This window comes from Pseudonocardia sulfidoxydans NBRC 16205 (genome assembly GCF_007989085.1).
GTDB lineage: Bacteria > Actinomycetota > Actinomycetes > Mycobacteriales > Pseudonocardiaceae > Pseudonocardia > Pseudonocardia sulfidoxydans.
On sequence record NZ_BJVJ01000018.1, the window covers coordinates 1 to 15,725 of the forward strand.

A 15,725-nucleotide genomic window follows, 5' to 3' on the forward strand; every position below is an offset into this window, starting at 1 on the left:
CAGGGCGGGGCCGACCGCGGCGTGGCGCACCGTGGGCTGGCCGACCGTGGGCGCGGCCGGCCGCGGTGTGGCGCACCCTGGCGTGGCCGACCGTGGGAGTGGCTGACCGTGGGCTCGCCGGCCGTGGGCTCGCCGGCCGCGGGCGTGGGGCGCGTGGGCGTGGCTCCACCCTCGGCGCGGCCCCCATCGGGGCGGCCCACCCTCGGCGCGGCCCCTCTCGGGGCGAGCCGGCGTCGGTCGGGCCTCGCCACCCGGTGATCGTTAGTGCTGGTGCATGAGCGTCATCTGCGTCGCTCACGCGCCACATACGGTGATCACGGCGGGAGTTGGCCCCGGGGAGGAGCAGCAGGGCGGAGGCCTGGGGGCCGTCGGCGGAGGGGCCTCGGCCGGCGTGGTGGCGCGACGAGCGGGCCCTCGGTCGGCCTCGGGCGTTGGGGTGATCGCCAAGTTTGGTGCTTGAGTGCCATGCACGTCGCTCAGGCACCACAAATGATGATCACCAGTAGTTGGGGCGAGGACACGGACGGCGGTGGCGCCGGCAAGTAGGCTGGCCGCCGATGGGAGAGCCGCGCACGCCCCAGCCGCCGGAGCCGGGCCCGCCCGCCGTCGGGGAGGGGCGCACCGTCGACATGTCGAAGCAGGGCAGCGGCCCCGTGCACGACGACGAGCGGACCCCCGTTCCTCACGGCGTCTGGTACCACCCGGGTGCCCCCGGGCAGCCGGGTCAGCAGCAGGGCTACCCGCCGCCTCCCGGGTGGGGTTCACCGCCGCAGCCGCAGTCACTGCAGCCGCCCTCACTGCAGCCGCCCTCACTGCAGCAGCAGTCACCACAGCTGCAGCCCTCACAGCAGCAGCCACCACAGCAGCAGCCACTGTCCGGCGGAGTGTGGGCGTGGTTGCGGGCGCGCGGCTGGCGGCTGGCGATCGGCGTCGGCATCGCGGGCGCGGCCGTGCTCCTCATCCCGTTCTTCCTGTTCCCGACCCTCGACCCGGACAGGCCCGTTCACCAGTGGTGGCCGCCGTTCGCGATCGGTCTCGGGACGCTGGTGCTGCTGTCGATTCTGCGGCTTGACCGGTTGCTCAAGGGCTGGACGTGGCACGTCGCGGGGATCGCGTTCGTCGGCGCCCTGGTGGTGTTCACGAAGGAGAACCCGTGGGCGTGGGCGTTGGCGTTGAGCCTGGCGCTGTTGCTGGCGGGGCTGTTGCGGTTGCCGCGTTGGCAGTTGTCGGCGGCGGGGGCTGTTCTGTGCGCGCTGTCGATCGTGGGTTTCTCGATCACGGCGTCGCACGTGACCCAGGCACAGTTGCAGGAGGAGATTCAGGCGGGCAACGAGGTGCGGGCGACGGTCGGCGGGGTGCCGAACGCGCAGGAGGTGCCGCCGCTGCTCGACCGGGTGATCTCGGGTCGGGTGGCCGACCCGCAGCCGTTGTGCCGCATCGTCGGCCCGGCTGCCGAGACGCAGCTCACGGCGGCGACGGGGACGGCCGACTGTGCTGCGGCGGTGGCCGCGGTGTGGCAGAAGCGGGAGTCGGCGGGTGGGCCGGCGCCGGTGACGAGTGTGCGCAGCGATGCGGCGCCGATGACCTCGGAGCCGACGTACACGCTGTCGACCTGCGGTTCGGCGTGGGCGGCGGCCGCGGGGGCGCAGCTGGGCCGGGTCACGGTGGCGTGGACCGATGACAACGCTCGTCGCTACTCGGTGACCGGCTTCCAGTCCTGCTGAGGGGGGCCGTCGTCCGGTTCCTGCGTTACGTTCTTCACCTCCGCTGGGTTACTCTCCAGTAACTAGTTAGACAATTGACCGGGTGCTGGTCGGCGCCCGGAGGTGCGGAGGGCTACCCTCCCGCCGCAACGGGCCGCGTCCCACCACACGCGGAGTCCCGGCTGTTCGAGGAGGAACACGTGTTGGTCCGACTGATCATCGGTCTGGTGATCACCGTCGCCGCCGTCGCGATCGCCGGCCGCCGCGCGATGCAGGTCTACAAGCTCGTCGAGTCGGGCCAGCCCGACGACGCCCGCCGCGACGGGCTCGGCGCGCGGGTGCGGGCCCAGTTCGTCGAGGTGTTCGGTCAGCGGAAGCTGCTGAAGTGGTCCGTCCCGGGCCTGGCGCACTTCTTCACGTTCTGGGCCTTCGTCATCCTGGCGACGGTCTACCTCGAGGCGTACGGCGCGCTGTTCGACCACGACTTCCACATCCCGTGGGTCGGCCGGTGGGCGGTCCTGGGCTTCCTGCAGGACACGATCGCGGTGCTGTGCCTGCTCTCGTTGGGTGTCTTCGCGGTCATCCGCTTGCGCAACGCACCGGCCCGTGAGGCGCGCGCGTCGCGGTTCTACGGCAGCCACACCGGCGGGGCGTGGCTGATCCTTTTCATGATCTTCAACGTCCTGTGGACGCTGTTCTTGTTCCGCGCCGCGTCGTCGGCGCTGGGGGTGTTCCCGTACAAGTCGGGTGCGTGGGCGTCGATCGGCCTCGGCCACCTGTTCGAGGGGATGCCGCAGGGGGCGCTGGAGGTCGTCGAGACGGTCGGCCTGCTGCTGCACATCGGCGTCATGCTGGTGTTCCTGGTGATCGTCGCCTACAGCAAGCACCTGCACATCTTCACGGCGCCGATCAACGTCTCGGCCAAGCGCATGCCCAAGGCGCTGGGCCCGCTGCTGCCGATGATGTCGGACGGCAAGAAGATCGACTTCGAGGATCCCGACGAGGACGCGATCTTCGGTCGCGGCAAGATCGAGGACTTCACGTGGAAGGGCATGCTCGACTTCGCGACCTGCACCGAGTGCGGTCGTTGCCAGAGCCAGTGCCCGGCGTGGAACACGGGCAAGCCGCTGTCGCCGAAGCTCGTGATCATGGACCTTCGCGACCACCTGTTCGCGAAGGCGCCCTACATCATCGGCGGCCAGGAGCTGCCCGAGGTCGAGTCGGTCGACTTCGACGTCCTGGAGGCCGCGACCAACGGGCACGGCCACGGCGTCCCGGAGTCGGGCTTCGGCCGCGTGCCGGGTTCGAACCCGCAGCAGGCGGCGCGCCCGCTCGTCGGCACCGCGGAGCAGTTCGGCGTCATCGACCCCGACGTCCTGTGGTCCTGCACCTCGTGCGGTGCGTGCGTCGAGCAGTGCCCCGTCGACATCGAGCACGTCGACCACATCATCGACATGCGTCGCCACCAGGTCATGATCGAGTCGGAGTTCCCGTCCGAGCTGGGTGTGCTGTTCAAGAACCTGGAGAACAAGGGCAACCCCTGGGGTCAGAACGCCAAGGACCGCCTGGAGTGGACGAAGGGCCTCGACTTCGAGGTCCCGGTGTTCGACGGTGAGCTGTCGGCCGAGACCGAGTACCTGTTCTGGGTCGGCTGCGCGGGCGCGTTCGACGACAACCAGAAGAAGACGATCCGGGCGACGGCGGAGCTGCTGCACCGCGCGGGCGTCGGCTACACGGTGCTCGGCCCGGAGGAGTCCTGCACGGGCGACCCGGCCCGGCGGTCCGGCAACGAGTTCCTGTTCCAGATGCTCGCGATGCAGAACGTCGAGGTGCTCAACGCGGTGTTCGAGGGCCGCGAGCCCGGCACCCGCAAGATCGTGACGACGTGCCCGCACTGCCTCAACACCCTGGGCCGGGAGTACCCGCAGCTCGACGGGCACTACGAGGTCGTGCACCACACGCAGCTGCTGAACAAGCTGGTGCGCGAGGGCAAGCTGGTCCCGGTCGCGGAGCCGGCCGCCGACAAGGCCGCGCCGGTCACCTACCACGACCCCTGCTACCTGGGCCGGCACAACGAGGTCTACGCCGAGCCGCGTGAGCTCGTCGCGGCCGCGGGGGCGACGCTCACCGAGATGCCGCGTCACGGCGACCGCTCGATGTGCTGTGGTGCGGGCGGTGCGCGGATGTGGATGGAGGAGCGGATCGGTCAGCGCGTCAACGTCACGCGCACGACCGAGGCGCTCGACACCCTGTCGGGCGTGGGTGGCGACGGCGGCACGATCGCCGTCGGCTGTCCCTTCTGCAAGACGATGCTGTCGGACGGCCTGACCGAGAAGCAGGCCGAGGGTGGCGGCGCGGGCGTCCAGATCCAGGACGTGTCGCAGATGCTGCTCGCGGCGGTCAAGCGTGGCGACCCGGCCACCAACGGGGCTGCCGTGGCCGGCGCGACGGCGGACACGACGGAGGACGCCACCTCCTGAGGTACGCAACGGCGGCGGACGGGCATCCCGTCCGCCGCCGTCGTCGTGAGCGCGGAAGGTTCAGGACGATCGCGCTGTTCGGTAGCGAGACGCGACACAGCCGTTCGGCCGAACGCTGTCCGTAACAGTGTTCTCGCCCTGCGTGAGCATCACACGTTCGGTCGAAGGTGTCGCGGGACCGTCGCAGTGCGCTCATGACCGATTCCGACAACCGGACGTTGTCGCCGCTTGACGCTTATTTTTCCTCTCCTGAGCATGCTTGACTCGGAACCCCGGCCACCGGCCGGGCACGGTAGCGTGCGCTGGTCGCGGGCTGGACGTCATGGGGAGGGGTCGGCATGAGCGCCACCACGGAAGGGGTGACCTTCTGGGTTGCGCAGGTGTCGACGGGAGGTCTGCAGGGCTGGATCCAGAACAACATCGTTCCGCTCATCCTGCTCGGCATCGCGATCATCCTGCTGTGGATCGGCGGGCGCGGTGACAATGCCGGCGTCGCGCGGCGCAGTATCGGTCTGATCGTCGGCCTGGTGGCCCTCGGCATCGCGGTGTCCGGCACCGGCCCCGCCGTGGGGTCGTTCCTGGCGTCGCTGATCACCGACGCCAGGTGACGGGGTGCTCGTCCGCACTGACGACGAGGTGTACCGCGTCGACGCCGTGTGGCTCGGTCCGCCGCGGGCCACGTTCCCGTGGCGTGCGCGCTATGTGAGCTATGGTCTCGGGCTCGCCGTGATGGTCGTGATCATGTTCGTCCAGCGTCGGCTGGGCATCTCGTTGGACTTCTTCTCGGTGGCCTGGTCGTTGCTGTTGACGATCGTGATCACCCGGTTCCTGGGCAAGCGGATCAACTACGACCGGCCGTTGGGCCAGATCGTGGCGTTGTTCCGGCACGAGGTCACCGGGCCCCGGCCGGCGACGGCGACGCGGGGCGGGCCGGTGCGCGCGGGCCGGGTGCGGGTGCACAGCTCGTTGCCGCGGTCGAAGCGCCAGGCCGTCGCGATGACGAAAACGCCGGCGCAGGTGCGGAAGGCCACGCCGCGTAAGCAGGTCCTGGCGGCCCGGACGCCGCAGGCGCGCACGGTCGCGGACCATGTCAACGGCAGTCGGAGAGTGAACGGGAGCCGCGGTGGCCCGGCGTAAGCGTGCCGACGACGCGCGTGACCGCGACTCCCGCGCCACGTCCTCGCCGAAGCGCCGGCGCGGCCGGTCGCTGGCGGGCGAGCTCAAGTCCGACGGTTTCACCCCCGACATCGCGCTGCGGTCGATCGACGGGCACCTGACGCGCACGGGCACGCAGGTCATGGCCTGGTACCGGTTGGCGGCGCAGGCGTGGAGTTTCCGCAGCGACGTCCAGCGCGAGATCCTGATCCGGCAGATCGCGGCGCAGCTGGGTGAGCTGCAGGGGCGGTGGCTGCACCTACGGGTGACGACGCGGCCGTATCCCGTCCACATGTGGGCGGAGTCGTTCGACCACAACGCGTTGGGGCGCATGCCCGACGTCGCGGGTGCGCTGGGCTGGGACGGGTTCCTGGAGGGCGAGCAGCGCCACCTCATGGGCCTGTCGATGAGCGACAAGGAAGTCTTCCTCGGCATCGAGGTGTCGGGGCGCGGCATGCTCGACCGTTGGGCCGACATCGCCGCTCCTGTCCTCGACCGGTTCCTGCCGGCCGCGGCGCGTGCGGAGCTGGCCGCGCTGGAGTCGGAGGTCAACCACCTCGACGTGCTGGTGTCCGGGGCGGGGCTCGACGCGGTGCCCGCGACCGCGGAGGACATCGCGTGGCTCATGCACCGTTCGGTCGCGCTCGGGCTGCCGGCACCGCGGACGCTCGCGGCGGTGCCGGAGGGCACGGGCCGTTGGGAGACAGAGGATCTCGCGGCGTTCACCGATGGTGTCTCGATCCTGCAGGAGCCGTACGCGCCCACGGTGCAGGTGATTGGCCGGCTGCGGTCGCAGACGGTGCAGCGCAACGTCGCGGTGCTGTCGCTGGGGCTGATGGAGGGGCTGCGCATCCCGGAGGTCGACGACCCGTGGATGCAGCATTCCGACCGGTTGCCGTTCCCCGTCGAGTGGTCGGCGCGCATGTACATCCGTCGTCCCGAGGACGTGACGGGTGAGCTGCAGCGCCAGATGGGCAAGGTGCGCAGCCAGATCCGGCACTACACCCACGATCACGACCTCGAGCCGCCGATGTCGCTGGCGCGGCAGGCCGACCGGGTCCTGGAGGTGGAGGACGAGGTCACCAGCGGTCTCACCCAGCTGAACACGCGGCTGTACGGGTGGTGGCGCGTCGCGGTCGCGGGTCGCGACGAGGCCGAGGCGGTCCAACGCGCGCAACAGGTCCTGGAGATCTACCGGCCGAAGGTGCAGATCGAGCACCCGGAGGCGCAGTACCGGTACGCGCGGGAGTTCGTGCCGGGCGAACCGTTGGCGTCGACGGCCTACCGGCGTCGCGGGTCGGTGACGTGGGCAGCCGCGGCGGTCCCGGCGGCGACGGCGAGCGTGGGCGACCGGCGCGGCATCATGATCGGCGAGACCTGCACGGCCACCCGGCGTCCGGTGGCGTGGGACCCGTGGCTGGCGCAGGAGGTGCGGCGGGCCTCGGGCCTGACGGCGATCGTCGGCGGTCTGGGGTCCGGGAAGTCGTTCCTGACGGGCCTGGTCGTCTACAAGACGTTGCGGGCGGGGGCGCGGTGGACGGTGCTCGACCCGTCGGGTCCGCTGGCGGAGCTGACGCGGCTCCCGGAGCTGGCGCCGTTCTCCCGCCACATCAACCTGCTGCGCGCCGACCCGGGCATCCTCAACCCGTACCGGGTCGTCGCGGAGCCGCGGTTCGAGCACTTCGCCGACGACGAGGATCCCGAGCGGGCGTGGCGTCGTGAGAAGTCGCTGGCGGCGGCCACCCGGCGGCGGCTGGTGCTCGACGTCCTCACCGGACTGCTGCCCTTCGACGTGGCGCGTATGCCGCACACCAGGATCGTGCTGCTGCGCGCGGTCCGGGAGGTGGGCGGTGCCCCCGACCGGCACCCCGGACTGGTCATCGACGCGCTGCGCCGGCACGCCCGCGAGGGCGAGGACCACGCCGGGGTGGTCGCCGACTTCCTGGAGGAACGTCGTGAGCTGCCGCAGGCGGCGCTGCTGTTCCCCGACACCTCCCGCGAGGACCCGTGGGCCGTCGACCAGGACTTCCGGCTCACCGTCCTCACCATGCAGGGGATGACGCTGCCCCGGCCGGGCAGCCCCCGCGAGGAGTGGACGGACTCGGAGTCGCTGGCCGTCGAGCTGCTCAACCTGGCGTCGTGGCTGACGCAGCGCACGATCTACGACGCCGACCGCAACATGCGCAAGGGCGTAGCCCTCGACGAGACGCACTTCCTGTCGCAGGTGCCCACCGGCAAGGTCCTCATCGACCGGCTCGCCCGTGACTCCCGCAAGTTCAACGTCCGGGCCCTGTTCGCCTCCCAGCTCGCGGGCGACCTGCTGCGGGTGTCCGGGTTCGCGTCGCTGGTCAACGCCGTGTTCGTCGGCCGCACCGACGACGAGGAGGCCCAGACCGACGCGCTGCGGCTGCTGCGGGTGCCCACGGGCGTCGGCTACGAGGAGATGCTGGGGACGCTGTCGCCGCGGCCGCGCCACGACGACCGCCCCGACGACACACCGCGCCAGTTCGTGTTCGCCGACGGGCACGGTGGCGTCGAGAAGATTCGCATCGACCTGGAAGCGCCGCACCTCGAGCACGTCCGCGAGGCGCTCGACACCAACCCCGACGCCAGCCGCATCGCCGTGTCCGGCGCGCCCGTCGAGGTCCGGCCGCTGGAGGTCCGCGCCCCCGACGAGCCCGCCGACCGCAGGCCCCCGCAGCGGCTCCCGCCGGGCCGGCTCGACCTCGACGGCGACGACATCGACCCCGAGGAGCTCGGTGCGCTACGCAACGGGCAGCGCGTCGTCCTGGGCCCGGTCGGGACCGACGACGTCGTCACCGAACGCGGCATGATCGTCTCCGAGGACACCGACCTGCTCGCCGACGAGGACCTCGACCTGCTCGACGATCTCGACCTCGACGACGGCTACGTGCCCGAGGAGCCGGTGCACGGCGGAGGGTCAGGGGTCGGGGCCTCGCGCGAGGCGGGGCGGTGACCCCGCCGGACGGACTCGCGGGTACCGGGCCGTGGGTGGTGGTGTTCGTCGTGCTCGCGGCGATCGTGGCCGCGCACCGCCGGCGGGTCCGGGCCCGGCGCACCGCGGTGCTCGACGTCGGCGACGCGTCGACGTTCCTGCCCGACCCGCAGGTCGACGGGGTGCGCCCGCCGCGGACCGTCCGCACGTCGGCGCTGCTGGTCGTCGTCGCGATCATGGCCGGGACGTCGCTGATCGGGACGCCGGCGATCGCGCAGTCGCTCGACTGCAAGGAGGCGCCGGAGCCCGACCGGCCCGGCACCGGCCTCGTCGGTTCGCTCGACGCCCTGCGCCCCGACGCGGGCGAGCCCGGCAGCGTGTACCGCGAGGTCGGCTACGCGGGCATGGTGTGGCACAACTACGACCTCGGCTGCGCGGGCCAGGCCGTGCTCAACCCGTCGACGACCACCGACACGTGGCTCGGCAACCAGACGTTCAACATCGCGAAGCTGACCGTCGCCGGGGTGAACTGGGCGCACTACCTGATCGCGACCGGCGGGGCGCTGCTCACGCCGCTCGACGACATCATCACCACCGCGACGAAGGCCATGTACGACGCGGTCTTCACGACGTTCGTCGGCATCGCCCTGCTGATCCTCGCCGTCGTCCTGATCGTCCTCGCGATGCGCGGCGACCTGGCCAGACAGGCGCAACGCGCCGGGTTCGCGGCGCTGGCCCTGCTCATCGGGTCCGCGGCCTACCTGGCACCGGTCGACTGGTCGAAGGCCGCCGACGGTCTCCTGCTCGACGGCGTCACGCAGATGCAGGAGGGCTTCCTCTCCCAGATCGGCCTCGGCAACCGCGACACCCTGCCGACGGTGCTCGTCGACCAGGTCATCTACCGCAACTGGGAGCGCGGCGAGTTCGGCTCCCCCGACGTGCCGCAGGCCCAGCAGTTCGGCCGCGACCTGCTGCGCGCCCAGACGTTCACCATCGACGAGGTCCTCGACGGCAAGGACACCGGGGCGCTCGCGCAGGAGAAGAAGAACCAGTTCACGACGATCGCCGGCCAGCTGGGCGACCGCTACACCTACTTCCAGGGCAAGTCGGGCAGCCGGATCGGGACCGGGCTGCTGGCCGTCGTGCAGGCGTTGTGCATCGCGCTGTTCCAGCTGCTGTCCAAGGTGCTGGTCCTGGTCGCGATGCTGCTGCTGCGGCTGATGGTGATGTGCGCGCCCGCCATCGCGGTGCTCGCGATCCTCAAACCCGACCTGCTGCCCGCGCTGCTGCGGGTGGCGGGCGCGGCGATCGTCAACACGCTCATCGTCGGCGCGCTCGCCGGGCTGCACGCGCTGCTCGTCGTGTCGCTGTTCCGGCCCGACTCCGGCATCGACCTGTGGCTCGCGCTGCTGGTCACCGGCGTCGTGACCGTCGTGATGTGGGCTGTTGCGCGGCCGTTCCGACGGCTCGTGTCGATGGTGTCGCTGACCCGCGAACAGTTCGGCGGGATCGTGCCCGGCGTCGGTGCCGGGCCCATGTCGGGGGTGTGGCGGCGGTTCCGCGGCGGCCCGGTCGACGACCGGCAGGCCCGCTGGTGGACCGACCGGCAGGCGAGCGGGACGGGCGGCGACCCCGACGGCGGCCGTCCCGAGACCGTCATGGCCACCGCGACCGTCGTCGGTGGCGCGTCGGCGGCCCGCCAGCCCCGGCGGCGCAGCGAGGTCACCCCGGGCGGCGCGGCCGCGATCGGGGCGTCCGGCCGGCGCGCCCTGCCCGCCGGCGCGGGCGGGGCCCCGGCCCGCACCAACGGCGTCCCCGGCCGCTCCGACCCCGGCGAGGTCGACGAACGCGTCATCTACCGACGACCCGACGCCACCCCGCCGCGGCCCCGGACCCCGGCACTCGACCCCGAGGTCGTCGACGGCGTCTCGGTGTACCGCATCTATCGGCCGGCGCGCACCGGCACCCGGACCCCCACGCGCACCGCGTACCGCCGGACCGAGGACCGCTGACCCGTGCCGATCCGATCCCCCCGCGGTCGCGCCGCCGCCTACCGCTCGTTGTGGCAGTGGCCGCTGCACTCGCCGCTGCGCCTGGTCGGGACGGTCGTCGTCGTCCTGGTGCTCGCCGCGGGGGTCAGCTGGGCCGCGACCTCGGGCCGCAGCTCCGCCCCGTCGGCCCCGGGCCAGAACACCTCCGGCCCATCCACATCGGACGGCAGGCCCGCCACCGCCGGGTCGCCGTCGGTGCTGCCCCCCGTCGTGCCGCTGAACCCCACGACGTTGCCGCTCACGGCCGCCCCGCAAGCGGCACTGGCGGCCGCCTCGTCGTGGGCGTCGGCATGGGTCGACCACCCCGCCGGCACCACCACCGAGCAATGGCTCGCCCGGCTGCGCCCCTGGACCACCGACGAGTACCTCGGCGTCCTCGGCTCCGTCGACCCCGGCAACGTGCCCGCGAGCACGGTCACCGGCCCACCCGAGGCCACCCGCGTGTCCCCCGCGTCCGTGCAGGTGAAGGTCCCGACCGACACGATCACGCTGATCCTGCTCGTCGTCGACGACGGGTCCGGCTGGCGGGTCGCCGACTCCGACGAGGGCTGATCCCGCCGTGGTCACCCCACTGCGGCCGTTGCGGCTGCTCGTCCCCGTCGTCGCGATCGCGGCCGCCCTCGCGCTGTTCATGGGCGTCGGCTTCATCGCGTTCACGATCGGCGGCGGGGGCGGCGCCACGACGTCGTCGAGCGGGGTGTGCGACACCGGCGTCGGCGTCTCCGACGGTGCCGGCCGCTCCGGCTCCACCTTCGCCGACCTGTCCGACGAGCAGCGCAGCAACGCCCAGACCATCATCGCCGTCGCCCGTGACATGGGCGCCCCGCCGCGGGCCTGGCTCGTCGCCCTCGCGACCGCCATGCAGGAATCCACCCTGCGCAACATCAACTACGGCGACCGCGACTCCCTCGGCCTCTTCCAGCAACGCCCCTCGCAGGGCTGGGGCACACCCGCGCAGGTCACCGACCCCGTCTACAGCACGCGCATCTTCATCGACCGGCTGCTGAAGGTCCCCGGATGGGAGTCCCTGCCCGTCACCGTCGCCGCGCAGACCGTGCAACGCTCCGCGTTCCCCAACGCCTACGCCAAGTGGGAGGGCCTCGCCGCCGCGCTCGTCGGGCAGCTCGCCGACGTCTCCGTCCTCCCCGCCCGCTGCACCACCCAGACCGCGACCCTCCCCGCCGGCGCGGCCGGAACGGCGATCGGGTTCGCGCTCAAGGAAGTCGGCAAGCCCTACGTGTGGGGCGCGACCGGCCCCAACACCTACGACTGCTCCGGGCTCATGCTGCGCGCCTTCCAGGCCGCCGGCATCGAGCTGCCCCGCGTCTCCCGCGACCAGTACCGGGCCGGCGGCCACGTCCTCGTCCGGGAAGCGCAGCCCGGCGACCTGCTGTTCTACGCGACCGACCCCAGCGACCCCTCGACCATCCACCACGTCGTGCTCTACATGGGCGACGACAAGATGGTCGAGGCCCCCTACACCGGCGCCTCCGTCCGCGTGCAGCCCGTCCCGTGGAACTACCGCGAGCTCGTCCCCTTCGCGACCCGCCCCGGCACCACCCGCAACGATGCGTGACCGACGTTTCGCGCGCCCCACGGGCCGCGTCGGGGCCGCCGTGGAAACATCGGGTGCACGGCACGCCGCGAGGCGGGCCACCGGCAGGGCACGACCGGAAGCAGGCTCGATGGCACGCGACGAACCCCACAGCCCGGCGTCGACGACGCCGCTGCGCGACTACCTCGACCGGCCGGCGCGCGGCGCGAGCGAGGACTACCTCGTGGTGCCCCGCTCGCTGGCCCAGTCGATGCCCCTGCGCTGGCAGCAGGTGTTCACCGGGCTGCTCGCCGACCTGCACGACGCCTACGGCGACCTCGAATGGCCCGAGTACCGCGTCGCGCCCTGCCGCTACGAGGCCCTCACCGACCTCGACGAGGACCAGCTCGCCCTCGCCGGATACCTCGCCGACCTCGGCCCCGACGGCGAGCTCGTCTACCGCGACGCCGAGGACGGCGTCGTCGACGACCCCGAGAGCCACCGCGTGCTCGCGCCGATCGCCGACCCGCTGCCGCCGCCGTCGGCAGGCCGGGTGGAGCCACGCGCCGCCCGCAAACTCTGAGACCTCCCGATCAGGCCGCCGCGATCAGCTCGTCGATCCGGCGGACCAGCCCCGCCCCGTCCACCGGCGCCACCGTGACGACGTCACGCCCGTCCCCCGCCGGCCTGCGCAGCCGGACCACGTGCCCCGACGACGTGCGGTGCAGCCCGATCAGCCACGGCGCCCGCCGCCTGCCCACGCACACCCCGACCATGCCGTGCCGGTCGACATCGCGGTGCATCGCGACGTACGTCGCCGCATCGCCCGCCTCGACACCACGGCGGACCAGCTCGTCGACCAGCGCTCCCGGGTCGTCGCCCGCCGCACCGACCGACGACTCGACGTCGCCCGCCCGCACGTTGACCGTGCGTCCGCGGGCCGCCGACACCGGCCCGACCACCTCCACGACCGCCCGCGACAGCCGCGTCGGCGCCACGTCGGCCAGCGCGATCTCACCGTCGTGACGCACCGCCAGCACCGCACGGCCGCGGTACCGGGCCGCCACCGCGCTGACGACGGTCGTCCCGTGGATGCGCACGTCCACCGACAGCTCCCGACGGTCCAGCACCGTCAGCGCCGCCGCCAGCCGCGGTACCGGCCTGCGGTCGTCGACCAGCCCGCGCGCCGCCAACGCCGCCAACGCCCCGTCGACGACTTCCCGACGCTCCTCCCACGTCCGCCCGTGCCGCGGCGGGTCGAGCTCCCACGGCGTCTCGTCGAACCGCGCCGCCTCCCACGCCACCTCGAACTCCGTCAGCGACAGCACGGTCGCCGCGTCCCAGTCGACGGTCATCGACACTCCTCCCCGCCGATCACCGGCGCGACGTGCGGGGTGTCGACGTCGAACGGTGCCGAGCTGGGCACCAGGTAGCGCGGGGTGTGCCGGTCGTTCCCGCCGCGGCTCCCCGCGGCGCCGGCCATCGGCGGGTACATGCCGCCGGGCAGCCCGCTCCCGCCCGGACGACCCGCCGCGGTCACCGGCCGGAGGGCGTCCCGGGCGCCCCCCGGGGTGCGCGACGTCGGCTCCGCGACGCCCTGCCCGCCGCCGGCGCGCAGCAGCTTGTCGGCGAACCCCCGCCCGGTCGACGTGTCCGCACCGCGGGACCAGCCCGGCGTCGGGACGGTGGACCTGCCCGGGGCGGGGACGGTGGATCGGCCTGGGGTGGGGACGGTGGATCGGCCCGGGGTGGGGACGGTGGGTCGGCCCGGGGTGGGGACCACGGGCAGGTCCGGCCGGATCGGGCCGGGTGGCGGACCGGGGACCCGGGGTGGTGGCGGAACGTTCGGGACCTTCGCCGGTGAGGTGCGGTCGACACGCGTCCCGCCCGTGACGCCCGGCGGAAGCACGCCGGGATCGACATGACGGGCAGGGCTCTCGGGCAGCCCGGGGACCGCGCCGGGCGGCCGCGGCACGGCGAGGTCGCCGACAGAACCCACCGGCGGCGTCCCGACAGCGCTGCCCGTCCCACCGGCGCCGACCCCGCCCCCGAAGCCCCCGCCTCCCCCGTCTCCACCGGTCTGCGCGCCGGCCGGAGGCGCATTCCCGGCGACCGGGAAGCGGTCGAGCGCCTGCCGTGAGGTGTCCTCGTGCACGTACAACGCGGCGTTGGCCTTCGCGTCGATCGTCCGGACCTGCTCGACCGCCTCGCGGTGGTCGGCCTCCGCAGCCATCAGCGCGAACGGGCCGCCGATCGGGCCGAGGAGCACGAACGGCGCACCCGCGGGCAACGACATCGCCCGCCGCACATCCATGGCGACCAGATCGCGGCCCGACCCCCCGACGTGGCGGCTCATCTCCCCGAACGACATCCCGTACCCGTCGACCGACGCCCCCGCCGCGCGGCCGGCATCGGAGTGCGCCTCCGCGCGGGCGGCCGAGGCGGTCACCGCGGCCCCGGCCTCGGAGGCGGCGCGGCCCTGCCACGCGACGCCCAGCGGCTCGAGCTGTCGTCGCAGCTCCTGGTCGGAGTCGGCGAACTTCCCGCCGAGGTTCGTCATCCCCTGGTGGAGGGTCGCGATCGCGGAACTGCCGGGCCCCTCGCCGAGCCACTTCAGCTTCTCGGCGAGGGGGAAGCCCTCGTACCGGTGGTAGTTGATCCCGAGCATGCGCGGATCGTCGCCTGCCGACGCGCCGGTGTGGGCGGGTCGCGCAGATCCGTGTTCGGGTGCGAACGGCCCTGCCGCTCGCCGTCGTCGCCACCGAACGTGTGACGAGAGCGAAACGGGAGCGCTGACGACACGCTCGGGGGAACGGCGTCGCAGCGAGCGTGTCACCAGCGCGACGCATGCGCGCTGATGACACGTTCGCCGGCAGGTGGGTGGGCCCCGGGGCCCGGCGCCGTGGGCAGGTGCGTCGCCGTCGCCGTCGACATCGAACGTGTCGTCAGAGTCCGAGACGAGCGCTGGTGACACGCTCGGCGGTCGGTCTCGTGGCGGGCGTGTCATGAGCGCGACGCGAGAGCGCTGATGAACACGTCGGAGCCGCTGAGCCCGCCGAGCCGCGGAGCCCGCTGAGCAGCTGAGCCGCTGAGCCCGCCGAGCCGCGGGGTCAGCGGCGGCTGATGCGGGTGAGGGTGCGCAGCGCCGACTCGGTGAAGTCGCGGCCGGAGGTGCAGGCGTCGCCGCTGGGGTCGGCGTCGGCGAGGTGGGTGACCTGCAGTGTCTGCTTCTCGGCGACGTCGACGAGCAGGTTGCACGCGTGGTAGGTCGTCGACGGGAGCTCGATGGCGTAGAAGCCGAGGATGTCGGTGACCCGGGCGCCGGTGTCGCCCGCCCGGTCGCGGACGGAGTCGTTGAGCCGGAACGTGATCCGGTCGCTGTCGGCGGACCGGCCCTTGCCCAGCCACTGACAGGCGGGCAGGGAGGCGCTGTCCTTGAGCGGTTCGGCGTCGCCGAGGTTGCGGGCGGCGCGCTGGGCGGGGCTGACCATGTCGCAGGGGTCGAGCGAGCCGAGGTCGATGCGTTGGCGGATCTGGTCGACGGTCTCGCGTCCACCGGCGACGGGCGCGGCCTCGCCCGCGACGATGCTGGTGCAGCCGGCGAGCAGCACGGCGAGGACGGCGAGGACGGGGAGCGCGACCGCGGTCCGGCGCCGTGTCGGCGTTCTGCGGCGTCCGGGCACGGTCATGACGCTCACCCTAGGACCGGTCGGAGGTTGTCGCCGGACGGTCGAGAAGTGCCCCGGAAAGATTGTCGCGGGGCCGGGAACATCGCGGGGATGCCGGTCGTTGGGCCGAGTGAAGCAAGTTGAGCGTGATGGACTCAAGCCGAACTTGACGGCGGCG

12 protein-coding genes are annotated in these 15,725 nt (G+C 72.9%); 9 read left to right on the forward strand and 3 right to left on the reverse strand.

The annotated features are described in order from the left end of the window. Positions 1-557 precede the first annotated feature (557 nt). The 9 genes from PSU4_RS11295 (at position 558) to PSU4_RS11335 (ending at position 12,462) form a co-directional block, all read left to right on the forward strand. Positions 558-1,724: a hypothetical protein gene (locus PSU4_RS11295; RefSeq protein WP_147106167.1), complete on the forward strand. Its 1,167-nt coding sequence runs from the start codon at positions 558-560 to the stop codon at positions 1,722-1,724. Positions 1,725-1,903: 179 nt separating this feature from the next. Further along, on the forward strand, positions 1,904-4,183 hold the full coding sequence (locus PSU4_RS11300; RefSeq protein ID WP_147106170.1) for a (Fe-S)-binding protein: 2,280 nt from the start codon (positions 1,904-1,906) through the stop codon (positions 4,181-4,183). 338 nt (positions 4,184-4,521) lie between these two features. Further along, positions 4,522-4,791, forward strand: coding sequence for a hypothetical protein (locus PSU4_RS11305; protein WP_098959545.1), 270 nt, complete (start codon positions 4,522-4,524; stop codon positions 4,789-4,791). Between the two features lie 4 nt (positions 4,792-4,795). Then, positions 4,796-5,320: a hypothetical protein gene (locus tag PSU4_RS11310; protein ID WP_186816881.1), complete on the forward strand. Its 525-nt coding sequence runs from the start codon at positions 4,796-4,798 to the stop codon at positions 5,318-5,320. After that, positions 5,307-8,315: an ATP-binding protein gene (locus PSU4_RS11315; RefSeq protein ID WP_373866043.1), complete on the forward strand. Its 3,009-nt coding sequence runs from the start codon at positions 5,307-5,309 to the stop codon at positions 8,313-8,315. The genes PSU4_RS11310 and PSU4_RS11315 overlap by 14 nt, the downstream gene beginning before the upstream one ends. Then, positions 8,312-10,306: a hypothetical protein gene (locus PSU4_RS11320; protein WP_147106172.1), complete on the forward strand. Its 1,995-nt coding sequence runs from the start codon at positions 8,312-8,314 to the stop codon at positions 10,304-10,306. Before PSU4_RS11315 ends, PSU4_RS11320 begins: the two co-directional genes overlap by 4 nt. A gap of 3 nt (positions 10,307-10,309) precedes the next feature. After that, complete coding sequence (locus tag PSU4_RS11325; RefSeq protein ID WP_147106175.1) at positions 10,310-10,897, forward strand: hypothetical protein; 588 nt, start codon at positions 10,310-10,312, stop codon at positions 10,895-10,897. Positions 10,898-10,904: 7 nt separating this feature from the next. Further along, a complete protein-coding gene (locus PSU4_RS11330) occupies positions 10,905-11,921 on the forward strand; it encodes a C40 family peptidase (protein ID WP_147106178.1) in 1,017 nt (338 codons plus the stop codon). A gap of 109 nt (positions 11,922-12,030) precedes the next feature. Continuing rightward, complete coding sequence (locus PSU4_RS11335) at positions 12,031-12,462, forward strand: hypothetical protein (RefSeq protein ID WP_147106181.1); 432 nt, start codon at positions 12,031-12,033, stop codon at positions 12,460-12,462. 10 nt (positions 12,463-12,472) lie between these two features. Here the strand turns inward: PSU4_RS11335 and PSU4_RS11340 are convergent, their stop codons facing one another. The 3 genes from PSU4_RS11340 to PSU4_RS11350 all read right to left on the reverse strand — a co-directional run bounded on the left by PSU4_RS11340 (position 12,473) and on the right by PSU4_RS11350 (position 15,568). Next, the gene (locus PSU4_RS11340; protein ID WP_147106184.1) at positions 12,473-13,234 is read right to left on the reverse strand and encodes an ESX secretion-associated protein EspG; all 762 of its coding nucleotides are present in this window, start codon (positions 13,232-13,234) and stop codon (positions 12,473-12,475) included. Then, the gene (locus PSU4_RS32750) at positions 13,231-14,547 is read right to left on the reverse strand and encodes a hypothetical protein (protein ID WP_147106187.1); all 1,317 of its coding nucleotides are present in this window, start codon (positions 14,545-14,547) and stop codon (positions 13,231-13,233) included. Before PSU4_RS32750 ends, PSU4_RS11340 begins: the two co-directional genes overlap by 4 nt. 442 nt (positions 14,548-14,989) lie before the next feature. Further along, positions 14,990-15,568 (reverse strand): DUF3558 family protein, encoded by a 579-nt coding sequence (locus PSU4_RS11350; RefSeq protein WP_147106190.1) that lies wholly within the window; start codon positions 15,566-15,568, stop codon positions 14,990-14,992. Between the last annotated feature and the right edge of the window lie 157 nt (positions 15,569-15,725).

Coding starts and splice junctions, on each gene's coding strand:
- PSU4_RS11340 (WP_147106184.1), bottom strand. CDS start 13,234: ATGACCGTCGACTGGGACGCGGCGACCGTGCTGTCGCTGACGGAGTTC.
- PSU4_RS11350 (WP_147106190.1), bottom strand. CDS start 15,568: ATGACCGTGCCCGGACGCCGCAGAACGCCGACACGGCGCCGGACCGCG.
- PSU4_RS11305 (WP_098959545.1), top strand. CDS start 4,522: ATGAGCGCCACCACGGAAGGGGTGACCTTCTGGGTTGCGCAGGTGTCG.
- PSU4_RS32750 (WP_147106187.1), bottom strand. CDS start 14,547: ATGCTCGGGATCAACTACCACCGGTACGAGGGCTTCCCCCTCGCCGAG.
- PSU4_RS11295 (WP_147106167.1), top strand. CDS start 558: ATGGGAGAGCCGCGCACGCCCCAGCCGCCGGAGCCGGGCCCGCCCGCC.
- PSU4_RS11335 (WP_147106181.1), top strand. CDS start 12,031: ATGGCACGCGACGAACCCCACAGCCCGGCGTCGACGACGCCGCTGCGC.